This window comes from Streptomyces sp. NPDC030143 (genome assembly GCF_055573695.1).
Genome location: NZ_JBVIAY010000017.1, coordinates 1 through 21,905 on the forward strand (window position 1 = coordinate 1; position 21,905 = coordinate 21,905).

Here is a 21,905-nt window from a genome sequence, read left to right on the forward strand (position 1 = left end):
AGGCAGGGTTGATGTGGTTCAGGGGGAGCGCCTGCGGGGGGAGTGTGGTGGGGTGTGATCCAGGGGAATGGGGGGGGGGGGGGGGGAGCCCAACCCCCCCCCCCCCCCCCCCTTCGCCGTCGGCGGGCGAGCCGCCCCGCGCCGCCCGCCGACACCGGCCCGTGTCGTGCGGCCCGCCCCCGGCCCTCCGACACCGGTCTCCGCCTCAAGCCTCCCCCGGCCTGCCGACACCGGTCCGCCTCAAGAGGCCCGCTCCCCCGGCCTGCCGACACCGGTCCGCGGCATGTGGGGTCGTCCCGCGGTGCTCGGAGGCGAGACCCGTTCAGGACCGTCAGCGGGGGGCCGGGGCGGCGAGTCGCGGTACGGCCGGCGCGGACGCACACGACCCCCCGTGAACATCCTCACGGCACACCCGGCTCAGCCGGCGCCGCCTCCCCGTAGGGTTGGACGCATGAACGATCGCATGGTGTGGATCGACTGCGAGATGACCGGCCTCTCGCTGTCGGACGACGCGCTCATCGAGGTGGCCGCCCTCGTCACGGACTCCGAGCTGAACGTGCTGGGCGAGGGTGTGGACATCGTCATCCGGCCGCCGGAATCCGCGCTGGAGACGATGCCGGAGGTGGTGCGTCAGATGCACACCGCGTCCGGCCTGCTCGACGAACTCGCCGACGGCACGACCCTGGCCGACGCCGAGGCGCAGGTCCTGGCCTACGTGCGCGAGCACGTCAAGGAACCCGGCAAGGCTCCCCTGTGCGGCAACTCCGTCGGCACGGACCGCGGCTTCCTGGTGCGGGACATGCCAGCCCTGGAGGACTACCTCCACTACCGCATCGTCGACGTCTCCTCGGTCAAGGAACTGGCCCGACGCTGGTACCCGCGGGCGTACTTCAACAGCCCCGAGAAGAACGGCAACCACCGCGCCCTCGCCGACATCCGCGAGTCCATCGCCGAACTGCGCTACTACCGCGAGGCCATCTTCGTCCCCCAGCCCGGGCCGGACTCCGACACGGCGAAGACGATCGCCGCCAAGCACGTGCTGCCTGCTCAGGGCGTGTGAGAGGGGCCCGCGAAGGGGCGCCGTGAAAGCCGTGCGCGAGCACCCCTTCGGACCCTGTACACTTTTTCTCGGCCGGTCAGGGAAAGCAAAAGTTCCCAGCCGCCGGTCATGGTGGGTGTAGCTCAGCTGGTAGAGCACCTGGTTGTGGTCCAGGATGCCGCGGGTTCGAGTCCCGTCACTCACCCTTGTCGATCAGGGGCTGATCCGTGAAAGCGGGTCAGCCCCTGATTGCTTGTGCCCCTCCGGCAGCGGCCGCCAAGAAGATCACGTTCAGGTGAATCCCGCCGAATGCCGCAACCACACAACCTCTCCACGAGTCGTAAAGGCGCACATCACCGTCAACGCCTCGGGGAGACCATGAGCCAGCACCACCGACCCGGGAACGGAACGCCCCACCAGCCGCTGTGGGGCCCGCCGCCCGCGCCGAAGAAGACCTCCCCCGGAAAGATCGTCGGCTTCGGCTGCCTGGGCGTCTTCGCCCTGTTCGTCGCCGTCACGATCATCGGCGCCGCCGTCGGCGACACGGACGACGACGGCAAGGGCACCTCCGCGAACGGCGCCGACACGAGCGTCGCCGCCGGGAGCAGCGCTCCCGCGACCCCGGAAGCCGCCACCCCGGAGGACACCCGGCCGGCCACGCCGAAGGCCGAGAAGACCGAGAGCGCGAGCCTGCCCGACATGAGGGGCAAGGGCCTGCAGTCCGCCCAGGACCAGGCCCAGGCCGCCGGGTTCTACCACCTGACCTCGCACGACGCGCTCGGTCGCGGCCGCATGCAGGCACTCGACCGCAACTGGAAGGTCTGTTCGCAGACCCCGGCGACGGGCGAGCACCCCACCGACACCGAAGTGGACTTCGGCGCGGTCAAGCTGGAGGAGACCTGCCCGGCCAAGGACGCGGGCACCGTCGAGGAGGCCGGCGCGACGATGCCCGACTTCGTGGGCAAGTCCGTCAAGGTCGCCCGTCAGACCCTCGACGGCAGCACCGGCATCACCGTCGACGACGCCTCCGGAGACGACCGTCTCGTCATCGTCGAGTCCAACTGGAAGGTCTGCACCCAGAATCCCGCGGCCGGTGCCGAGCTCGACGGGCAGCCCGTGACCTTCACGGCGGTCAAGTTCGAAGAGACCTGCTGACCCCTCGTCCACGATCCGCCCTCCGGCCCGGTCCGGCCCGCACCCGCGCGGCCGGGCCCGCGCACGCCGACCCGGGGAGACCGCCATCCCTCACCCTCTGCGGCCCGAGCCGATCCGCACCCCCCGACTCGACCTCCTCCCCCTGCGCGTCGACCACGCGGAGGAGATGGCCGTCGTCCTGTCCGACCCGGCCCTGCACACCTTCGTCGGCGGCACGCCCGACGGCCCCGAGGCGCTGCGCGCCCGCTACACCCGCCTCGTCGCCGGCTCCCCCGACCCGTCCGTCTCCTGGTGCAACTGGGTTCTGCGCCCGCGCGCCGACCCCCGGCTCATCGGCACCGTCCAGGCGACCGTCGTCGAGGGCGCCACGGCCGAGATCGCCTGGGTCGTCGGCACTCCCTGGCAGGGCCACGGCTACGCCTGCGAAGCGGCCCGCGCCCTCGTCGCGTGGCTGCGGACCCACCCCGTCCACGAGATCGTCGCCCACATCCACCCCGCCCACCACGCCTCGGCCGCCGTGGCCCGCTCGGCGGGACTGTCACCGACGGAGGAGGAACAGGACGGGGAGGTGCGGTGGCGGACGACCGTGTCCGGTCGCGGCAGGGGCGCTTCGCCAAGCGGGTGAGGACGGCCGTCGGCGCGGGTGCGGTGCCGTTCGCGCGGAGGGCCGGGGTGTCACCGCGGACGGGACCGGGACGAAGGCGACGAGCCGGCGTCGTCCGGTGCGTCACCGGCCGCCGGTCGCGGCACGGCCGGCACCGGCGTCCGCCCGGCACCGGCGTCCGCCCGACGTGCGCGACGGCGCGCGCCCGGCCGTGACCACCCCTACGACGACGCCCGCTCCGCCAGCTCCGTCGCCAGCACCACCTGCCTGCGCTCCAGCCCCCGGGACACCGCCGGACGACGGTCCGCGATCTCGGTGAGCAGGAGGTCCAGCATGCGGCGGCCCATCTCCTCGATGGGCTGGCGGACGCTGGTGAGGGGCGGGTCCATGTGGCGGGCGATGGCCGAGTCGTCGTAGCCGACCAGCGCCACGTCGTCCGGGATGCGGCGGCCCGCCTCGCGGAGCGCCTGGCGGGCACCGGCCGCCATGACGTCGGAGCCGGCGAACACCGCGTCGAGGGAGGGGTCGCGGGCGAGGAGGTCGTGCATCGCGCGGCGGCCGCCCTCCTCGGTGAAGTCACCGGGCTCGATCAGGGCCTCGTCCACCGCGTACCCGGCGTCGCGCAGCGCGTCGCGGTAGCCGTCGACGCGGCGCTGGGCGCCGTAGACGTCGAGGCGGCCGGTGATGTGGGCGATGCGCCCGCGGCCGCGCGCGAGCAGGTGCTCGACGGCCGAGCGGGCACCGCCGTAGTTGTCGGAGTCGACGGAGGGCAGCGTCTCGGCGGCCGAGCGAGGGCCGCTGATCACCGCCGGGATCTCCAGCTGGACCAGCAGGTCGGGCAGGGGGTCGTCCGCGTGGACGGAGACCAGCAGGACGCCGTCCACCCGGTGGGCCGCCAGGTACTGCGCGAGCCGCTGCCGTTCGCGGTCGCTGCCCGCGAAGATCAGCAGCAACTGCATCTCGGTGTCGGAGAGTTCGGCGCCGACACCGCGCAGCATGTCCGAGAAGTACGGTTCCGAGAAGAACCGCGTCTCCGGCTCGGGGACGACTAGGGCGATCGCGTCCGTGCGGTTGGCGGCGAGGGCGCGGGCCGCGGTGTTGGGGACGTACCCGAGTTCGGCGACGGCCGCCTCCACCGCCGCGCGGGTCGCGTCGCTGACCCGGGGCGAGCCGTTGATGACCCGCGAGACCGTGCCCCGGCCGACACCGGCGCGTGCGGCCACTTCCTCGAGGGTGGGCCGGCCACCGCTCCGGCCCCGCGCTCCGTGGCTTGCCATGGGCTCCGCCTTCCCGACGTCGTCATCACGCTGGCCTGGAATCTAACAGTCCCGCCTGTTCTGATGACCGTCACCGGGGCGGCTGTGGGACTCCGGTCCGGGGACATCCAGGGGGCACCGCATGCACACTGCACCGAAGCACCGCCGGACGCACCGGCCGGCACCTCGGACCGGACTCCCGCCGGAGCACCGGCCGCAGCCCCGACCGGCATGCCGTCCGACATCGCGGACCGACGCGCCCCCGAGCGGAATCTGCGCCCCCGCCGGGCGGCCGAAAAGGGCCGGTCCCGGAGTTAGTTAACGGGCAGATAACTGAACGCATCTCTCCGCGCTCCCACCCTTGACACCCCCGCCCGAACCGACGACTCTTCAACACATCACTTGTGGGAGCGCTCCCACGGTACCTGACACATACACATCCCGCACGTTCCCCGCCCGAGCCGCAGCGAGAAACTAACGGGCCCAACCATGCAGTTGGCCGGGGGGTCGGCACGTCAGGGCAACAGGAGGACGCAATGCGAGCACGTACCCGAACCTCCCGTCGGGTGGTGGTCCTGGCGACCGTCGCAACACTGGGCGCCGGGCTGCTGGCCGGCTGTGCCGACGACGGAGGCAAGGAGGGGTCCGGCGGATCGTCGTCCGGCGACGCCAAGGGCAAGACCACGATCACGCTGGGCCTTTTCGGCACGATGGGCTTCAAGGAGGCCGGCCTCTACGCCGAGTACGAGAAGCTCAACCCGACCATCAAGATCGCCGAGACCGTCATCGAGCGGAACGAGAACTACTACCCGGCGCTCGTCAACCACCTGACCACCAACAGCGGTCTGCAGGACGTCCAGGCCGTCGAAGTCGCCAACATCGCCGAGGTCACCGCCACCCAGAGCGCCAAGCTCCAGGACATGTCCAAGGTTTCGGGCGTGAACAAGAGCAACTGGCTGGACTGGAAGTGGGCGCAGGCCACGACGAAGGACGGCAAGACGATCGGTCTCGGCACCGACGTCGGCCCGATGGCGCTGTGCTACCGCACGGACCTCTTCCAGCAGGCCGGTCTTCCCACCGACCCCGCCGAGGTGGGCAAGCTGTGGGCGGGCGACTGGAAGAAGTTCGTCTCGGTCGGCGAGCAGTACAAGGCGAAGGCCCCCCAGGGCACCTTCTTCATGGACTCCCCCGGCGGCCTGATCAACGCGATCCTCAGCAGTGAGAAGGAGAAGTTCTACAACTCCTCCGGCGAGGTCATCTACAAGTCGAACCCGGCCGTCAAGGCCGCCTTCGACCTGACCGCGGAGGCCGCCCAGAAGGGCCTGGTCCAGGCGCAGACGCAGTTCCAGCCGTCCTGGGACCAGACGATCTCGAACAACAAGTTCGCCACCATCGCGTGCCCGCCGTGGATGCTCGGCACCCTGAAGGGCAAGTCCAAGCCGGAGGCCTTCGGCAAGTGGGCCGTCGCGGTGGCGCCGAAGTCCGGCAACTGGGGCGGTTCCTTCCTCTCCGTGCCCTCCAGCGGCAAGAACGTGAAGGAGGCCGAGAAGCTGGTCGCCTGGCTGACGGCGCCCGAGCAGCAGGCCAAGCTGTTCAAGGTGCAGGGCTCCTTCCCGAGCGCGCCGAGCGCGTACACGATGCCCGAAGTCACCGGCGCGAAGAACGAGATGACCGGTGACGCCAACATCGGCACGATCTTCGCCGAGGCCGCGAAGTCCGCCCCGGTCCAGGTGATCGGCCCGAAGGACCAGATCATCCAGCAGGGCCTGTCGGACAACGGCGTCATCCTCGTGACGAAGGGCAAGTCGCCGGGGGAGGCCTGGAAGACGGCGACCAAGACCATCGACAACAACCTGGACAAGTGACCCGTATGGCCACCCGCCATGACACCGCCGCGCCCCCCGTGAAGGAGGGGGGCGCGGCCCCGGGCCGCCGGCCCGCCCTCACGGAGGCGGAGCAGCGGCGCCGGACCCGGCTCTCCCGCCGCTGGCAGCGCGACCTCCGCTGGAGCCCGTACGCCTTCGTCTCGCCGTTCTTCCTGCTGTTCCTCGCCTTCGGCCTGTTCCCGCTGGTCTACACGGGCTGGGCGTCGCTGCACCAGGTGGAGATGACCGCCCCCACCGACATGAACTGGGTGGGGCTGCGCAACTACACCCGGATCTTCGACGACGACTTCTTCTGGAACGCGGCGAGGAACACGCTGACGATCGGGATCATCTCGACCGTGCCGCAGCTGCTGATGGCGATGGGTCTCGCCCACATCCTCAACTACAAGCTGCGCGCCTCGACCTTCTACCGGGTCGTGATGCTCGCGCCGTACGCGACGTCCATCGCGGCCGCCTCGCTGGTGTTCGTGCTGTTGTTCGGGCGCGACTACGGCATGATCAACTGGGTGCTCGACATGGTCGGCATCGACCCGGTCGACTGGCAGAACGACAAGTGGCCGTCGCAGATCGCGGTGTCCTCCATCATCGTCTGGCGGTGGACCGGCTACAACGCGCTGATCTACCTGGCGGCGATGCAGGCGATCCCGCAGGACCTGTACGAGTCGGCGGCGCTGGACGGCGCGAGCCGCTGGCAGCAGTTCCTCCACGTGACACTGCCGTCGCTGCGGCCCACGATCCTGTTCACGGTGGTCGTCTCGACGATCGGCGCGAGCCAGGTGTTCGGCGAGCCGCTGCTGTTCGACGCGAACAAGGGCGCCTCGGGCGGTGCGGAGCACCAGTTCCAGACCCTGGGCCTGTACCTGTACGAGCAGGGCTGGGTGAACCAGCACCTGGGCCGGGCCTCCGCGATCGCCTGGACGATGTTCCTGATCCTGATCGTGATCGGCATCGTCAACTACGTCATCTCGCGCCGGCTGCGCGCCAGTAGTTAAGGAGTACGGCCGTGACGACGACAACGACTCCGCCGGATACGACCGTGAAGAAGCCCGGTTCCGTCCGGCGGCCCAAGTCGGCCCGGGCCGGCGGCACACTGCACGCCGGGCCGGTCGCCTACGTGATCCTGGCCCTGTTCACCATCGGCTCGCTGTTCCCGCTGGTGTGGACGGCGATCGCCGCGTCCCGCGACAACAGCCGGCTGGCGCAGACGCCGCCGCCGTTCTGGTTCGGCTCGAACCTCTTCCACAACCTGGACGTGGCCTGGAACGACGCCAACCTGGGCACCGCGTTCGTGAACACGACGATCGTGGCCGGGACGTCGGCCGCGACGATCGTCCTCCTCTCCACGATCGCCGGGTTCGCCTTCGCCAAGCTGCGGTTCAAGGGCCGGGGCGCGATGATGCTGATCGTCATCGGGACGATGATGGTGCCGCCGCAGCTGAGCGTGATCCCGCTGTACATGATGGTCGCCAAGCTGGAGTGGACCGACCAGCTCCAGGCGGTGATCCTGCCGTCGCTGGTGAGCGCGTTCGGGGTGTTCTTCATGCGGCAGTACCTGATCCAGGCGCTGCCGGACGAGATCATCGAGGCGGCCCGGGTCGACGGCGCGAGCAGCTGGCGCGTGGTGTGGCACGTGGTGTTCCCCGCGGCGCGGCCCGCGATGGCGGTGCTCGGCATGCTGATGTTCGTCCAGACGTGGAACGACTTCCTGTGGCCGTTCCTGGTGCTGAGCCAGACCGGCAACCCGACCGTGCAGGTGGCGGTCGCGGGTCTCGGCCGCGGGTACACGCCCGACCAGTCCCTGATCATGGCCGGCGCGCTGCTGGGCACGCTGCCGCTGCTGCTGGTCTTCGCGATCTTCGGCAAGCAGATCGTGGGCGGCATCATGCAGGGCGCGGTGAAGGGCTGAGGCCCGCCGCCGTCCCCGTGACGCAGTTCTCCAGGGGGTCGGGTCACCGCCGCCCCGGCCCCCTTCTCGCACTACTTCCCCCCAACCTCGTCGGTCTCGACGACCTCGACGACCACCCACGGGAGCGCTTCCATGTCCGAGTCCGCACAGTCGGCCACCCCGGTCACCTTCCCCCCCGCCTTCCTCTGGGGCGCCGCGACGTCCGCGTACCAGATCGAGGGGGCGGTGCGGGAGGACGGCCGCACCCCGTCGATCTGGGACACCTTCAGCCATACGCCGGGCAAGACGGTCGGCGGCGAGACCGGTGACATCGCTGTCGACCACTACCACCGCTACCGCGAGGACGTCGCGCTGATGGCGGAGCTGGGCCTGTCGGCGTACCGCTTCTCCGTCTCCTGGTCGCGGGTCCAGCCGACCGGACGGGGGCCGGCGGTCCAGGTGGGCCTGGACTTCTACCGCCGTCTGGTCGACGAGCTGCTCTCCAAGGGCATCAAGCCGGCGGTCACCCTCTACCACTGGGACCTCCCGCAGGAGCTGGAGGACGCGGGCGGCTGGCCGGAGCGCGACACGGCGTACCGGTTCGCCGAGTACGCGCAGATCGTCGGGGAGGCGCTCGGCGACCGGGTGGAGCACTGGATCACGCTGAACGAGCCGTGGTGCAGCGCGTTCCTCGGCTACGCGTCCGGCGTGCACGCGCCCGGCCGTACGGACCCGGTGGCATCCCTGCGCGCCGCGCACCACCTCAACCTGGCGCACGGCCTGGGCGCGACGGCGCTGCGCTCGGTGATGCCGGCCCGCAACTCGGTGGCGATCAGCCTCAACTCCTCGGTGGTGCGGCCGCTCTCGCAGACGCCCGGCGACCTGGCGGCGGTCCAGAAGATCGACGACCTGGCCAACGGCGTCTTCCACGGCCCGATCCTGCGCGGCGCCTACCCGGAGACGCTGCTGTCGGCGACCTCCACGCTCACGGACTGGTCGTACGTCCTCGACGGCGACCTGCGCACCATCAACCAGCCGCTGGACGCGCTGGGCCTGAACTACTACACGCCGACCCTCGTCTCGGCGGCGGACGCCGACCCGAGGGCCCCGCGCGCCGACGGCCACGGCTCCAGCGACCACACCCCCTGGCCGGGCGCGGACGACGTCGCCTTCCACCAGACCCCGGGCGACCGCACGGAGATGGGCTGGACGGTCGACCCGACCGGCCTGCACGACCTGATCATGCGCTACGCGAAGCTGGCCCCGGGTCTGCCCCTCTACATCACCGAGAACGGCGCGGCCTACGACGACAAGCCCGACTCCGACGGCCGCGTCCACGACCCCGAGCGCATCGCCTACCTGCACGGTCACCTCAGGGCGGTCCGCCGCGCGATCGCCGAGGGCGCGGACGTCCGCGGCTACTTCCTGTGGTCCCTGCTGGACAACTTCGAGTGGGCGTACGGCTACGACAAGCGGTTCGGCGCGGTCTACGTCGACTACGCCACCCTGGCCCGCACCCCGAAGTCGAGCGCCCTCTGGTACGCCAGGGCGGCGAAGTCGGGCACCCTGCCGGCCCTCGAGACCACCTGACCCGGGGAGGGGAGAAGGGCGCGGCACGTCGTGGGGGCGTGCCGCGCCCTGGGTGTGCTGTCCCGGGACGTGGGTGACACGCGTACCGGGTATCCCGACAACGCGGCGAGGCGCCGTGCCAGGCGTCGCGGGCGGGACGGGACGTTCGCAACACGCCCCGGTGCGCCGGGGTGTCAGCGATCCGCCGCCGACGGGTGCGGCTCCCGGGCCACCACCGCACCGCCCGGGGGCAGTGGGGGATCTTGGGGCGCGCTCAGGGAAGGGATCGGGAGCGGTTGAAGACCGCGCCCCTGCGGCCCGATCGGCGCCGCCGCACCGCCCCCCGGTGCCCCCTGCGCACCGACTCCCGCGCGTCCCCCCCGTCGAGCTGGATCCATATCCGCACCTCGGCACCGCCCAGCACCGACGACCCGATCCGCACGTCCCCGCCCGTCGACTCCGCCAGCCGGCGCACGATGTCCAGCCCGAGCCCGGTCGACCCGGCGCTGCCGGACCCCCGCCCGCGCGCCATCGCCGCCCCGGGGTCGGGTATGCCGGGCCCCGCGTCCGACACGAGGACGATCACCGCGTCCTCGCCGTTGTGCACGTCGACCGCGAAGGCCGTCCCCTCGGGGGTGTGCCGGAAGACGTTGCCCAGCAGGGCGTCCAGCGCGGCGGCCAGGTCGGCGCGGGCGACGGGGATGCGCACCGGCCGGGCGACCCCGGCCACCCGCACCCTGCGGCCCTCGTCCTCCGCGAGCGCCGACCAGAACGCCATCCGTTCCCGCACGACCTCCGCCGCGTCGCACCCGGCGCCGGGCCCGGGGGCCGCCGCCTGCGGCCTGGCCTCCCGGGCGGTGCGGATGATGGTGTCGACCTCGCCCTCCAACCGGGCGACCGCGGCCCGGGTCTGCTCGGCGGCCGGGGAGTCGCCGAGCGAGGCCGCGTTGAGCCGCAGCACGGTCAGCGGCGTCCGCAGCCGGTGCGACAGGTCGGCGGCCAGCTCCCGTTCGTTCGCCAGCAGCTGCACGACCTGGTCGGCCATGGAGTTGAACGCGACCGCCGCCAGCCGCAGTTCCGTCGGCCCCTCCTCCGGGACGCGGGCGCCGAGCCTGCCCTCCCCCAGTTCGTGCGCCCCCTCCGCCAGGCGCCGGGCGGGCCGCACCATCCGCACGCCGAGCCGGTCGGCGACCGCGACCGACCCCACGACCAGCGCGAAGCCGACCGCGGCGAGCACCGCCCAGGCCGTGCCCACTCCGTTGCTCACCTCGGACTCGGGGACGTACACCTCGATCACCGCGGTCCCGAGGCTCAGCGCGACCGGCTGGAGCAGCGCCGATCCACCGGGCACCTCGGCGGTGGAGGCCCGGCCGAGGTCGCGGACGGCCGCGATGTCGCCGTCGGCGGCGCGTTGCCGGCCGAGGTCGACGGCGGCCCGGCCCTCGCCCGCCGGCAGGTGCACGGCCATCCCGTCGTCCGAACCCGCGGAGGCGACGACCCGCTCCAGCTGTTCGCGGTCGGTGGTGATGGACAGCGCGGGCACCACGACGGCGGCCTCCCGCTCGGCGTTGGAGAACGCGCGGTCACGGGCCAGTTCCTCGACGACCAGCCCCAGCGGGACCGCGAACGCCACCACGACCATGGTGGTGACGGCCAGGCAGACCTTGACCAGCGCCCACCTCATCGCGGCGGCCCTCCCGCTCCCGGGGACTCCGCGGGCGGTTCGAGCGTCACGCCGACGCCGCGCAGCGTGTGCAGATAGCGCGGACTGGCCGCCGTCTCGCCCAGTTTGCGACGCAGCCAGGACAGGTGCACGTCGATGGTCTGGTCGTCGCCGTAGGACTGCTGCCAGACCTCGGCGAGCAGTTCCCGCCGCGCCACGACGACCCCGGGCCGGCCGGCGAGGAAGGCCAGCAGGTCGAACTCGCGCCGGGTGAGGTCGAGTCGGACGCCGTCCAGCTCGGCCCGGCGGCGCAGCGGGTCGACGGTCAGCCCGCCGACGCGCAGGACCGTGGACACCGGGCCGTCCCCCGCGCCGCCGCGCGAGCGGCGCAGCACGGCCGCCATGCGGGCCGACAGGTGCTCGACCGAGAACGGCTTGGTCAGGTAGTCGTCCGCGCCCGCGTTCAGCAGCCGGACGATCTCCGCCTCGTCGTCGCGGGCGGTGGCGATGATGACCGGCACGTCCGTGAGGCCGCGCAGCATCTTCAGGGCCTCGGAGCCGTCCAGGTCGGGCAGCCCCAGGTCGAGGACGACCACGTCGAAGCGGAAGTGGGCGACCTCGCGCAGCGCCTCCAGCGCCGTACCGACACTGCGCACGGTGTGCGACGCGTCGGTCAGGTGCCGGATGAGCGCCGAACGCACGAACTGGTCGTCCTCGACCACGAGCACACTTGCCATGCGCCGCACCGTACGCCATGTCATCGAGCCCCCTACGGGCCTGTGGACAACTCGGCGCCCGTGGACGACCGGTGAGGCTTGGGTGCGCCACGGGTGAGGCACGTGGGGCAAGATGGCCCGCGATGCGCAGCGGACTCGTACACGTACTGGCCTGGTCGCTCGCCACGGGCGCGGCGGTCACGCTCTCGTGGTGGGGGGTCCACACGGTCATGGCGGGCACCGCGTACGACCCGCCGCGCGCCCTGCCGCTGACCGCGGGTGACGCGGCCCCGCGGGAGTCGCCGCCACGGCCCTCGGCGTCCGCCGCCGACCCCACCCCCGCCCCGTCGCCGTCGCCGTCGGCCACCCCGTCCCCGCGCCGCCCGAGCCGGTCGCCCGAGGCGTCACCGTCGCCCTCCCGCGCACCGGTCTCCCCCGACACCGCCGGGCAGGTCCGCAGTTACGACACCGACGGCGGCCGGGTCGTCTTCGACCTCGGCCGGACCTCCGCGACGCTCGTGTCGGCCACGCCGGGCACGGGCTGGTCGATGCAGGTGTGGAAGACGCCGACGTGGATCCGGGTGGAGTTCGCCTCGGGCGCGGACCGGGTGTCGGTGTTCTGCACCTGGCACGACGGGCCGCCGCGGGTGGAGATCGGCACGTACTGAGACGGGCCGCCGCGGACGGGGTTCGGCACGCGACCGAGCCGGGCAGGCCGCCGCTGGTGGAGATCGGCACCTCGGGAGACGGCCTCACGCCGCGATGGGGCCGGCACCCGCCGGGGTGGGCGCGCGATGGGGTCGGCACCCGTGGAGGCCGGTGCGCTGTCCGGTCGGCACCGCCCGAGGCCGGTGGGTCAGCGGAAGGCGGTCGGGGGTGGAGCCGGTGACGCCACCGCCGACACGTCCGCGACCGGCGCGGCCCCGCCGGTGAAGTCCAGGAGCGCGCGGCCGTGTTCGACGCGCCCGGGGTGCGGGTCGCTCGCGGCCCTGCGGGTCAGTTCGGCGACCGGCAGAGGCAGGTCGGAGGCGACGAGGACCGCGTTGCCGAATCGTCTGCCCCGCAGCACGGTCGGGTCGGAGACCAGGGCGAGTTCCGGGAATCGGGCCGCGGCGGTGGCGATCTGGGCGCGCAGATGGGCGAGCGGCGGGCCGTCGGCGACGTTGGCGGCGTAGCACCCGCCGGTCCGCAGGGCCCTGCGGACCTCGTCGAGGAACTCGGTGGAGGTCAGGTGCGCGGGTGTCCTGGCCCCGCTGAACACGTCGGCGATGACGAGGTCCGCCCAGCCGTCCGGCACCTTGCCGAGCCCCTCCCGGGCGTCGACGGACCGGACCCTGATCCGCGCCCCGGGGTCCAACGGCAGCTCCCGGCGGACGAGTTGGACGAGGCTCGCGTCCCGTTCGACGACCTGCTGGGTAGAGCGGGGGCGGGTCGCGGCGACGTACCGGGCCAGCGTGAGGGCACCGCCGCCGAGGTGGACGACGTGCAGGGGTCTGCCGGGCGGCGCGGCGAGGTCGATGACGTGACCGAGTCGCCGCTGGTACTCGAAGGAGAGGTACGACGGGTCGTCGAGGTCCACGTGCGACTGCGGCGCGCCGTCGATGAGCAGTGTCCAGGCCCGCGCCCGGTCCCGGTCGGGCAGAAGCTGCGCGAGCCCGCCGTCGACGGTCTCGACGACCGCGGCGTCGGCGTCCCGATCGCGGCGGGCCTTCCCGGACTTTCCCATGCGGGCATTTTCGCAGGCGGCGCCCTCCTGACGCCGACCGGTGGGCGAATACCTGTCCCACGCCGGGCCGACCGCCCCGACCGGCCGTTCCCCGCACCGGCGGCCGGGCGGTCCGGGAACCGACGGCCGGGCGCTTGCGCCACGGCGACCGGCCGTTTCCCCCCCCCCGCCGGCGGCCGGGCGTTTCCCTCACGCGGCCGGGCGATTCCGTGACCGGCGGACGGGCGCTTCCCTCACCGCGGCCGACCGGTTCCGTCCTCGGCGGCCCTGGGCCCTCACGGCGGCCGAGCGTCCGCCTCACCGCTGCCGACCGCCCAGCGGCGGCCGAGCGTTTCCCTCACCGCTGCCGGCCGGGACGCTCACCGGCAGCCGTCCGCCGCCTCGATCGTGCGGGCGGCCTCGCCCAACGCCCGTCGCAGCACCGCGGGATCCGTCGCGAGATCCGCCTCGCCGGGCGGGACCAGCCAGTCCGAGCCCTCGACCGGGGGCTCGGGGTCGAGTCTCAGTCCCCGTCCGTCGGTCTGCGTGCAGGTGCTGCCCGGAACGTCCCACGCGGCCGCGGTGCCCGGCGGGACGAGGAAGCACAGGGTGTCTCCCCCGTCGTCGTGGAGGACGGGGCCCACCGCGTCCACGGCTCCCCGGCGCAGGATGTCGACCACCTCCAGCCCGTGCCGGGTCGGCACCGTCACGAGGTCGCACGCCCGCACCGTCGGCGCGCCCGCGCCAGGATCGTTGCTCCGGCTGGTCTCCATCCCGGCCTCCACCACGCAGCCCTCTTGCAGTCCACGGGATTCAACGCGGCACGCTGTCAACGGCTACGGCGGAAGTCCGCCGCAAAGGATGGCAGTTCATGGCAGATCCCGGACGAGATATCCGGTTTGCAGCCAAACACTGCGTGGCGGCCCGGTCACAGCAGGTACGTTCTTGCCCGCTGGAATCAAGGGTGATCGCTCTCACATCACCGAGTGGTCCGCCCCGGATCCGGCATGGTTCGACGGTTCGCACGAGAGGACCCGGCCATGGCGTCGTCAACGGTGACCCCACCCCCGCCCAACCGACCACCACGGCCCAACCTCGCCTTCCGGCAGCTGCGCGGACAGCGTTCCCCGGCGGAGTTCGCCGCTCTGGTGCGGCGGGCGGCCCGGGAGATCGGCGAGCGGGTCAGCTGTGACGCGCGCTACATCGGCCGCGTGGAGGCGGGGGAGATCCGCTGCCCCAACTACGCGTACGAGCGGGTGTTCCTGCACATGTTCCCCGGCCGCACGCTCACCGATCTGGGGTTCGCGCCCCGCTCGTCCGTCCGCGGACGAGGGGCGCGCGACACCGAGGACGCGGTCTGCGGGCACTCCACGAGCCCGGCGCGCACCACCGGTGCGGCGCGGGGCGCGGAGGAGAGCCGCGGGGTGTACGAGCCGTATGACACGCAGGACCCGTACGACACGCACCACAACCACGAGGAGAGCGACGTGCTGCGTCGCGCATTCATGACCGGAGGAGGCGCCGCCGTGGCCGCCGCCTCGCTGGGACCCTTGGGGCTCGCCCTGGACGCAGCGGCGGCGGAACGTCCCGTGCGCCGCGTCGGGGCGGGCGAGGCGAGCGCCCTCGAAGAGGCGGTCCGCAGGATCCGGCTGCTGGACGACCGGCACGGCGCCGACGGCCTCTACCGGCGCGCGGCGACACCACTGCGCGCCGCCTACGCGCTGCTGGACGCGGGCGCGACCCGGCAGGCGACCGCCGACCGGCTCCACTCGGGCGCCGGGGAACTCGCCATCTCCGTGGGCTGGCTGGCACACGACTCGGGCCGCTTCGACGACGCCCGCTCGCACTACGCGGAGGCCCTCGCGACCGCCCGGGTCAACGGCGACCAGGCGCTGGAGGCGCACGCCTTCTGCAACACCGCCTTCCTCGCGCGCGACGCGGGCCGCCCGCGCGAGGCCGTGCGGGCGGCGCAGGCCGCACAGCGGGTCGCCCGCCCGCTCGGCTCGCCCCGGCTGATGTCGCTGCTCGCGCTGCGCGAGGCCGGCGGCTGGGCGGGGCTCGCCGACCGCACCGGCTGCCAGCAGGCCCTCGCCCGCGCCCAGGCCCTGTACGAGCGGGGTCCCGCGCAGGCCGACCCGGAGTGGATGAGCTTCTACGGCGAGGCCGAGCTGGAGGGGCTGGAGGCGCAGTGCTGGTCCACGCTGGGCGACTGGCCCCGCGCGGCCCGGCACGCCCAGCGGGCGGCGCGGCTGCAGGACCCTCACTTCACCCGGAACATCGCGCTGTACACCGCCGAGCTGGCGGACGACCTCGCGCGCGGGGGGCGGCCCGACGAGGCCGCGGCGGCGGGGATGCGGGTGCTCGACCTGCTGGGGCAGGTGCAGTCGTCGCGGATCCAGACGATGCTGGCGGGGACCGCGCGGGTGCTGCTGCCGCATCGGCGGGCCTCGGGCGTCTCGGTGTTCCTGGAGCGGCACGCGGCGGCGCCGCACACGGGGTGACCGCGTCTCAGGGGTCCTTGCACGGTGCCCGCCCGGGCCGCGTGGTGTCTGGTCAGGCGTTCAGAGTGCAAGGACCCCTTGGGCGAGGTGCCCCAGGTCGTTCCAGGTCTCGATCGCCGGCTCCCCGTACGCCCAGCCCAGGACCGACAGGGACGTCGGGTTCAGGCGTATGCGGGCCGCGAAGTCCAGCGGCATGCCGAGCCAGCGGGCGCCGATGGAGCGGAGGATGTGCCCGTGGGCGAAGACCAGGACGTCGCGGTCCTCGGCCCGCGCCCAGGCGACCACCTCGTCGGCGCGCGCGGTGACCTCGGCGAGGCTCTCGCCGTCCGGCACGCCGTCGCGCCAGATGAGCCAGCCGGGGCGGACGGCCTGGATGTCGGCGGGGGTCATGCCCTCGTAGGCGCCGTAGTGCCACTCCATGAGCGTGTCCCACGACGTGGCCCGCTCGCCGAAGCCCGCCAGTTCGCACGTCTCCCGCGCGCGGGAGAGCGGGCTGGTGCGGACCTCGACGCCGGGCAGGCCCTCGAACGGCGCCCGGTGCAGCCGCTCGCCGAGCAGCTCGGCGCCGCGGCGGCCCTCCTCCAGCAGGGGCACGTCGGTCCTGCCGGTGTGCTTGCCGGACAGCGACCACTCGGTCTGTCCGTGCCGGGCCAGCAGGATGCGCGGTGCCATGAGTGACCTTCCGGGATCGCGGGGAATTCGAAGCGGAACGCCTCCATCATCGCTCACCCTGGTCGGGGGCAACCCGACGGGCGTTCCCGACGTCTTTGAGAGCCGGGGCGTCGGAAACGGGGCGAACAAACGTCGGTAAGGTGGCACCTCCGTGCCATCGGCGCCGCAGCTAATACGAAGGGGGAGGCGATCGGATGCCGCAGACCGAGACACCGGACACCGAGGCGGTGGCGCCGACCCGGCTGCGCTGGTGGACGGAGCTGCCGCTGATCCTGCTGGTCTACGCCTGCTACTCGGCGGGCCGGCTGCTCGCCCGGGGCGACGTCAACACCGCCGTCGACCACGGCCTGGCGATCCTGCGGATCGAGAAGTTCCTGTACCTCAACGCCGAGCACCCGCTGAACCGCCTGTTCACGCACGAGGCGTGGATCGGCGTGCCGGCCGACTTCTGGTACGCGTCGCTGCACTACCTCGTGACCCCGGTCATCCTGGTCTGGCTGTTCCGCTCCCGTGCCGTCCACTACCGGGCGGCCCGCACCTGGCTGATGACGTCGACCTTCATCGGTCTGATCGGCTTCACCCTGCTGCCCACCTGCCCGCCCCGGCTGCTGGCGGCGGAGCACGGTTTCGTGGACACGATGGCCCAGTACAGCTCGTGGGGCTGGTGGGGCGGCGAGGCGAGCGCGCCGCGCGGTCTCGGCGGCATGACCAACCAGTACGCGGCCATGCCGAGCCTGCACGTCGGCTGGGCGCTGTGGTGCGGCGTGATGCTGTGGCGCCACGGCGGCACCCGCGCGGCGAAGGTGGCGGCCGTCGTCTACCCGCTGGTGACGACGATCGTGGTGATGGGCACCGCCAACCACTACTTCCTCGACGCGGCCGCGGGCGCGGCCGTGATGGGCGTGGGCCTGCTGCTGGCGCCGCTGGTGATGCGCCGGGCGGACCGGCTCCGGGCGTGGAACGCGGCGCGCGTCGCGGCCGTCCCGGCCGCCGCCGGGGACACTCCGGCCCCGATTGTCAGTGACGGATGCCAGACTTCCACGGGTGAGCGAATTCCACGGCAGCGCGAGTCACGGGTCGGGGCCGGAGCCGAGCCGGGTGCCTCCCCCTCGGACGCGGGGGACGGCGCTCCGGCAGCGGCTCGCTGACCTGCGCGGTCCCGACGTACCGGCCAAGGCGCTGGACGCCCGTGCGCTCGCGGCGCTCGCCGCGAACCCGGGGTGCAGGCGCCGCGCCGTCCTCGACGGCGCCGGGGTGGACAAGGCGGCACTGGCGGACGCGCTGGGCTCGCCGTCGTCCTTCGGCCAGTCGCAGTTCGCCCTCACGCGCGGCAACGCCTTCGAGGCGAAGGTGAAGGCGGACGGCGGCGCGGAGCTGCTGCGCCTGGTGCACGAAAGACTGGACCCGCGCGCCGAACCGCCTGCCGGGGCGAGCGTCCCCGACCTGTCGGCGATCGGCCCCGAGGGGCGTACGGCGCGGACCGCGCTGGCGTTGCGCGAGGCCACCGCCGCGGCCGGTTCCTGGACCCTGCTCGACCACCCGATGCTCGCGCTCGACGTCGCCGGCTCCCCCGCCTTCCTGGAGCCGGACGCCGTGGTGGTGCACCCGGACGGCCGCTGGACGGTCGTGGAGATCAAGTCGTTCCCGATGCTGGACGGCTCGGCGGACCCGGCGAAGGTCGGCGCCGCCGCCCGGCAGGCCGCGGTGTACGTGCTGGCCCTCGAGGAGGTCGCCGCCCGTCTCGGCGCGGAGCAGCGCGTGCGCCACCGCGTGCTGCTGGTGTGCCCCAAGGACTTCTCCAACCTGCCCACCGCCTCGGCCGTGGACGTGCGCAAGCAGCGCGCGGTCACCGCCCGCCAGCTGGCCCGGCTCACCCGGATCCAGGACATCGCCGACGCGCTCCCCGAGGGCACCTGCTTCTCGCCCGAGCTGCCCGCCGAGCAGCTCACGGCGGCCGTCGAGTCGGTCCCGGCGACGTACGCGCCCGAGTGCCTGGCCGCGTGCGAGCTGGCGTTCCACTGCCGCGACCGCTCGCGCGCGGCCGGCGCGGTGACGACCCTGGGCCGCCCGGTCCGCGCCGAACTGGGCGGGCTGGCGACGGTCGAGGACGTGCTGGCGGCCGCGCGCGGGCAGGCCGGCGATCCGGACGACCCGGCGGTGGCGGCCCTGCGCCGGGCGGCACGGTTGCGCGACGAGGCCCTGGGGGCGACGTGTCGCTGATCGCCACCCTCGCCCGCCTCGAGGCCGTCGCCACCGGTCGCGCCCAGCCGGCCGCGACCGTCCGCCACCGGCATCTGTCGGAGCGGCCGCTGGTGTTCGTGCCGCTGACCACCGCCGGTGAGGCCGGTGCCCCGCTGGGCGCGCTGGTCGGCACCGACCGGGACGAGCCCCGGCTGCTGGTCGTCCCGCAGCCGCGCGACCGCGACCAGCGGTTCGCGTTCCTGGCCGAACTGGCCGACGTGGTCCTGCCGTACATCGACTCCTGCGCCGAGACCGTCGAGGCCGCCGAGCGCACCGAGACCGACCCGGAGACCGGCAAGCGGGTCAAGGTCGAGGTCGAACTGTGCGCCGACGCGCCCCAACTGGTCGTGCCGAGCCGCGCGGGCGTCGAACTCGTCCGCCTCCTGGGCCGCTCCATGCGTTTTCGGCGTACGGCGGAGCAGGACCCGCAGACGCCGTACCCCGCGCCGCCGCGTGTGCCGCTGCTCGGGCGGTGGCTGACGCATTTCGGGGAGCGGGCCCGGGTGCCCGGCTCGTCGCTGCTGCTGGCGCTGACGGAGGTGCTGGGCCGGCACTGGGCGACCGGGCAGTCCCAACTGGAGGACCAGCACCTGGGGGCGCTTCTCGCGTGGATCGACCCGCCGGCGGGTGCGACCGGCGCGCAGGCGGCGCTCCACGCCGAGCTGGCGCGGGACGCCGACGGGCAGTTGCTGTGCCCGCCGGCCGGTCCGGCGACCGACCCGGCGTTCGACAACAGGCTGCTCGCCCCGGCCGTCGAGCGCTACGACCGTGCGCGCACCGCCCTGGCCGCCGCCGAGGACGGCCTGGAGGCCGACGACCGGCTCGGGGCGCTGACCGCGGTCGAGCGGGAGATCCGCGTCCTGGTCGACAGCCGTACCCGGCCCACGTGGGACGCGGTGTGGCGCGGACTGGACCTGCTGCGGGCGTTGCCGGAGGCCGCGCACGTCGAGGAGCGGTGGACGCGCGACCGGTGGTCGTTCACCGGCCACCGCGACCGCGTCCTGGCCGGCGAGCCCCCGCAGCCCCGCCGGGACGACGCGGTGACGGCCGCGACCAAACTCGCCACGCGCGAGCGTGAGCAGGCCCGCCTGGAGGCGCAGGAGGCGTTGGACGACCCGCTGGTGATGGCGGGGCGGCGGCTGGCCGGGGAGGCGTTCGCGGGGGAGGTCGTCGACGTCGTCATGGCGTACAGCGAGAGCAGGCGGCCGAGTCCCCGCCCGCTGGTCACGGTCCGTACCGACGACCGGCCGCATCTCGGGGAGCGGGTGAGGGTGTTCCGGTCGCTGGGCGGCAAACCGCAGGCGGCGGAGTTCGTCGGGCGGGAGGGCGCGGAGGAGGAGGGCCTGCTGGTGCTGCGGATCGTCGACAGGATGGGCCGCGGCAAGGAGCCCGAGGAGGGGTCGGTGCCGGAGAAGGGCGACCGGGTCTGCTTCACGCTCTTCGAGCACGAGCAGCGCGGCGGCGCCAAGCTGCCCGACCCGGAGGACACCCCGTGGACGCACGGCGGGCCGCCGGGCGAACCGGTCCTGGAAGCCGCCGACCCCCTCACCGAGGAGGACACCCTGTGACCGCCGAGGCCGCCCTCGATCCCGGTACGGCCGCCGGCCGCGCCACCGACGCGATCTTGCGCGACACGCTGCACGGCGGCGCGCGGGGTGTCGTCGTCGACTCCCCGCCGGGCGCCGGCAAGTCCACGCTCGTCGTCCGCGCGGCCCTGGAGCTGGCCGAGGCCGGGCGGCCGTTGATGGTGGTCGCGCAGACCAACGCCCAGGTCGACGACCTGGTGCTGCGGCTCGCCGAGAAGAGCCCCGAGCTGCCGGTGGGCCGCCTGCACAGCAGTGACACAGACGCGTACGACAAGGCTCTGGACGGGCTGCCGGCGGTGCGGACGTCGGCGAAGGCGTCCGACCTGGCCGGGCTGCCGGTGGTGATCTCCACGGCGGCGAAGTGGGCGCACGTGAAGGTCGACGAGCCGTGGCGGCACGCGATCGTGGACGAGGCGTACCAGATGCGGTCGGACGGGCTGCTGGCGGTGGCCGGGCTGTTCGAACGGGCGCTGTTCGTGGGTGACCCGGGGCAGCTGGACCCGTTCGCGATCGTGGGCAGCGAGCAGTGGGCGGGCCTGTCGTACGACCCGTCGGCCTCGGCGGTGTCGACGCTGCTGGCACACAACCCGGAGCTGCCCCAGCACCGGCTGCCGGTGTCCTGGCGGTTGCCGGCGTCGGCGGCGCCGCTCGTGTCGGACGCCTTCTACCCGTACACGCCGTTCCGCAGCGGCACCGGCCACGGCGACCGGCGGCTCGTCTTCGGCGTGCCGTCGGACGGCTCGGCCCTCGACCGGGTGATCGACGAGGCGGCGGAGTCCGGCTGGGGCCTGCTGGAGCTGCCCGCCCGGCACACGCCCCGCACCGACCCGGAGGCGGTGGGGGCGGTGGCCGCGGTCGTACGGCGTCTGCTGGACCGGGGCGGCGCGGCCACCTCCGAGCGCTCCCCCGATCCCGCCCCGCTCACCGCCGACCGGGTCGCCGTCGGCACGGCCCACCGCGACCAGGCGGCGGCGGTCCGTGCGGCGCTGGCGGAGCTGGGCGTGACGGACGTCACCGTCGACACGGCGAACCGGCTCCAGGGCCGGGAGTACGACGTCACGGTGATCCTGCACCCGCTGTCCGGCCGCCCCGACGCCACCGCCTTCCACCTGGAGACCGGCCGCCTCTGCGTCCTCGCCTCCCGCCACCGGCACGCCTGCATCGTGGTGTGCCGAGCCGGCGTGAGCGACCTGCTCGACGACTACCCGTCCACCGAACCGGTCCAGCTCGGCACGATCGTGAAGTTCCCGGACGGCTGGGAGGCGAACCACGCGGTCCTGGCCCACCTGGGAGAACACCGCGTGCACTGGAAGCCCTGACCCGGCCGGCACACCGGCCGCCCCCGCACACGACCCCACCGGCCGACGGGGTCCGGCACACCGCCGGAGGCGGCCGGCCGAACGGCCCGGGCGGGGGACATCGCACCG

19 protein-coding genes and 1 tRNA gene are annotated in these 21,905 nt (G+C 73.5%); 14 read left to right on the top strand and 6 right to left on the bottom strand.

What is annotated here, in order from left to right; genetic code table 11:
* Positions 1-451: 451 nt before the first annotated feature.
* From orn to ACZ4YY_RS26200, 4 genes are all read left to right on the top strand, one after another.
* Positions 452-1,060: an oligoribonuclease gene (gene orn / locus ACZ4YY_RS26185; protein ID WP_468294872.1), complete on the top strand. Its 609-nt coding sequence runs from the start codon at positions 452-454 to the stop codon at positions 1,058-1,060.
* Positions 1,061-1,171: 111 nt separating this feature from the next.
* A tRNA-His gene (locus ACZ4YY_RS26190) sits at positions 1,172-1,244 on the top strand.
* Positions 1,245-1,417: 173 nt separating this feature from the next.
* The gene (locus ACZ4YY_RS26195) at positions 1,418-2,194 is read left to right on the top strand and encodes a PASTA domain-containing protein (protein ID WP_468294875.1); all 777 of its coding nucleotides are present in this window, start codon (positions 1,418-1,420) and stop codon (positions 2,192-2,194) included.
* Between the two features lie 85 nt (positions 2,195-2,279).
* On the top strand, positions 2,280-2,819 hold the full coding sequence (locus tag ACZ4YY_RS26200) for a GNAT family N-acetyltransferase (protein WP_468295485.1): 540 nt from the start codon (positions 2,280-2,282) through the stop codon (positions 2,817-2,819).
* A gap of 200 nt (positions 2,820-3,019) precedes the next feature.
* Here the strand turns inward: ACZ4YY_RS26200 and ACZ4YY_RS26205 are convergent, their stop codons facing one another.
* Complete coding sequence (locus ACZ4YY_RS26205; RefSeq protein WP_468294879.1) at positions 3,020-4,075, bottom strand: LacI family DNA-binding transcriptional regulator; 1,056 nt, start codon at positions 4,073-4,075, stop codon at positions 3,020-3,022.
* Between the two features lie 515 nt (positions 4,076-4,590).
* On the opposite strand from ACZ4YY_RS26205, the gene ACZ4YY_RS26210 reads away from it, so the two are divergent.
* The 4 genes from ACZ4YY_RS26210 to ACZ4YY_RS26225 all read left to right on the top strand — a co-directional run bounded on the left by ACZ4YY_RS26210 (position 4,591) and on the right by ACZ4YY_RS26225 (position 9,415).
* A complete protein-coding gene (locus tag ACZ4YY_RS26210; protein WP_468294882.1) occupies positions 4,591-5,919 on the top strand; it encodes an ABC transporter substrate-binding protein in 1,329 nt (442 codons plus the stop codon).
* Positions 5,920-5,924: 5 nt separating this feature from the next.
* Entirely contained in the window at positions 5,925-6,932 is a 1,008-nt protein-coding gene (locus ACZ4YY_RS26215) for a carbohydrate ABC transporter permease (protein WP_468295489.1), read from the top strand.
* 11 nt (positions 6,933-6,943) lie between these two features.
* A complete protein-coding gene (locus ACZ4YY_RS26220; protein WP_468294885.1) occupies positions 6,944-7,846 on the top strand; it encodes a carbohydrate ABC transporter permease in 903 nt (300 codons plus the stop codon).
* A 132-nt stretch (positions 7,847-7,978) separates the two neighbouring features.
* A complete protein-coding gene (locus tag ACZ4YY_RS26225; RefSeq protein ID WP_468294888.1) occupies positions 7,979-9,415 on the top strand; it encodes a GH1 family beta-glucosidase in 1,437 nt (478 codons plus the stop codon).
* Positions 9,416-9,668: 253 nt separating this feature from the next.
* On the opposite strand, the gene ACZ4YY_RS26230 is transcribed toward ACZ4YY_RS26225, so the two are convergent.
* A complete protein-coding gene (locus ACZ4YY_RS26230; protein ID WP_468294891.1) occupies positions 9,669-11,078 on the bottom strand; it encodes a HAMP domain-containing sensor histidine kinase in 1,410 nt (469 codons plus the stop codon).
* Positions 11,075-11,794, bottom strand: a complete 720-nt coding sequence (locus ACZ4YY_RS26235) for a response regulator transcription factor (protein WP_468294894.1) — start codon at positions 11,792-11,794, stop codon at positions 11,075-11,077. Before ACZ4YY_RS26235 ends, ACZ4YY_RS26230 begins: the two co-directional genes overlap by 4 nt.
* 122 nt (positions 11,795-11,916) lie before the next feature.
* On the opposite strand from ACZ4YY_RS26235, the gene ACZ4YY_RS26240 reads away from it, so the two are divergent.
* Complete coding sequence (locus tag ACZ4YY_RS26240) at positions 11,917-12,441, top strand: hypothetical protein (RefSeq protein ID WP_468294897.1); 525 nt, start codon at positions 11,917-11,919, stop codon at positions 12,439-12,441.
* 188 nt (positions 12,442-12,629) lie between these two features.
* Here the strand turns inward: ACZ4YY_RS26240 and ACZ4YY_RS26245 are convergent, their stop codons facing one another.
* Positions 12,630-13,499 carry a spermidine synthase gene (locus tag ACZ4YY_RS26245; RefSeq protein WP_468294900.1) on the bottom strand — a complete coding sequence of 290 codons (870 nt, stop codon included), beginning with the start codon at positions 13,497-13,499 and terminating at the stop codon, positions 12,630-12,632.
* A 359-nt stretch (positions 13,500-13,858) separates the two neighbouring features.
* Positions 13,859-14,251: a hypothetical protein gene (locus tag ACZ4YY_RS26250; RefSeq protein WP_468294902.1), complete on the bottom strand. Its 393-nt coding sequence runs from the start codon at positions 14,249-14,251 to the stop codon at positions 13,859-13,861.
* 267 nt (positions 14,252-14,518) lie between these two features.
* On the opposite strand from ACZ4YY_RS26250, the gene ACZ4YY_RS26255 reads away from it, so the two are divergent.
* Positions 14,519-15,979: a hypothetical protein gene (locus tag ACZ4YY_RS26255; protein WP_468294905.1), complete on the top strand. Its 1,461-nt coding sequence runs from the start codon at positions 14,519-14,521 to the stop codon at positions 15,977-15,979.
* Positions 15,980-16,039: 60 nt separating this feature from the next.
* On the opposite strand, the gene ACZ4YY_RS26260 is transcribed toward ACZ4YY_RS26255, so the two are convergent.
* Positions 16,040-16,651 carry a histidine phosphatase family protein gene (locus ACZ4YY_RS26260; RefSeq protein ID WP_468294908.1) on the bottom strand — a complete coding sequence of 204 codons (612 nt, stop codon included), beginning with the start codon at positions 16,649-16,651 and terminating at the stop codon, positions 16,040-16,042.
* 194 nt (positions 16,652-16,845) lie between these two features.
* Between ACZ4YY_RS26260 and ACZ4YY_RS26265 the strand changes: the two genes are divergently transcribed.
* From ACZ4YY_RS26265 to ACZ4YY_RS26280, 4 genes are read left to right on the top strand one after another with little or no spacing between them, the layout of a single operon-like run.
* On the top strand, positions 16,846-17,799 hold the full coding sequence (locus tag ACZ4YY_RS26265) for a phosphatase PAP2 family protein (RefSeq protein WP_468294911.1): 954 nt from the start codon (positions 16,846-16,848) through the stop codon (positions 17,797-17,799).
* Positions 17,750-18,871, top strand: a complete 1,122-nt coding sequence (locus tag ACZ4YY_RS26270) for a hypothetical protein (RefSeq protein ID WP_468294914.1) — start codon at positions 17,750-17,752, stop codon at positions 18,869-18,871. The genes ACZ4YY_RS26265 and ACZ4YY_RS26270 overlap by 50 nt, the downstream gene beginning before the upstream one ends.
* Positions 18,862-20,460: a hypothetical protein gene (locus tag ACZ4YY_RS26275; RefSeq protein WP_468294918.1), complete on the top strand. Its 1,599-nt coding sequence runs from the start codon at positions 18,862-18,864 to the stop codon at positions 20,458-20,460. The genes ACZ4YY_RS26270 and ACZ4YY_RS26275 overlap by 10 nt, the downstream gene beginning before the upstream one ends.
* Positions 20,457-21,797 carry an AAA family ATPase gene (locus ACZ4YY_RS26280; protein WP_468294921.1) on the top strand — a complete coding sequence of 447 codons (1,341 nt, stop codon included), beginning with the start codon at positions 20,457-20,459 and terminating at the stop codon, positions 21,795-21,797. The genes ACZ4YY_RS26275 and ACZ4YY_RS26280 overlap by 4 nt, the downstream gene beginning before the upstream one ends.
* Positions 21,798-21,905 lie beyond the last annotated feature (108 nt).

Coding starts and splice junctions, on each gene's coding strand:
- orn (WP_468294872.1), top strand. CDS start 452: ATGAACGATCGCATGGTGTGGATCGACTGCGAGATGACCGGCCTCTCG.
- ACZ4YY_RS26195 (WP_468294875.1), top strand. CDS start 1,418: ATGAGCCAGCACCACCGACCCGGGAACGGAACGCCCCACCAGCCGCTG.
- ACZ4YY_RS26205 (WP_468294879.1), bottom strand. CDS start 4,075: ATGGCAAGCCACGGAGCGCGGGGCCGGAGCGGTGGCCGGCCCACCCTC.
- ACZ4YY_RS26210 (WP_468294882.1), top strand. CDS start 4,591: ATGCGAGCACGTACCCGAACCTCCCGTCGGGTGGTGGTCCTGGCGACC.
- ACZ4YY_RS26215 (WP_468295489.1), top strand. CDS start 5,925: ATGGCCACCCGCCATGACACCGCCGCGCCCCCCGTGAAGGAGGGGGGC.
- ACZ4YY_RS26225 (WP_468294888.1), top strand. CDS start 7,979: ATGTCCGAGTCCGCACAGTCGGCCACCCCGGTCACCTTCCCCCCCGCC.
- ACZ4YY_RS26230 (WP_468294891.1), bottom strand. CDS start 11,078: ATGAGGTGGGCGCTGGTCAAGGTCTGCCTGGCCGTCACCACCATGGTC.
- ACZ4YY_RS26235 (WP_468294894.1), bottom strand. CDS start 11,794: ATGGCAAGTGTGCTCGTGGTCGAGGACGACCAGTTCGTGCGTTCGGCG.
- ACZ4YY_RS26240 (WP_468294897.1), top strand. CDS start 11,917: ATGCGCAGCGGACTCGTACACGTACTGGCCTGGTCGCTCGCCACGGGC.
- ACZ4YY_RS26245 (WP_468294900.1), bottom strand. CDS start 13,499: ATGGGAAAGTCCGGGAAGGCCCGCCGCGATCGGGACGCCGACGCCGCG.
- ACZ4YY_RS26250 (WP_468294902.1), bottom strand. CDS start 14,251: ATGGAGACCAGCCGGAGCAACGATCCTGGCGCGGGCGCGCCGACGGTG.
- ACZ4YY_RS26255 (WP_468294905.1), top strand. CDS start 14,519: ATGGCGTCGTCAACGGTGACCCCACCCCCGCCCAACCGACCACCACGG.
- ACZ4YY_RS26260 (WP_468294908.1), bottom strand. CDS start 16,651: ATGGCACCGCGCATCCTGCTGGCCCGGCACGGACAGACCGAGTGGTCG.
- ACZ4YY_RS26265 (WP_468294911.1), top strand. CDS start 16,846: ATGCCGCAGACCGAGACACCGGACACCGAGGCGGTGGCGCCGACCCGG.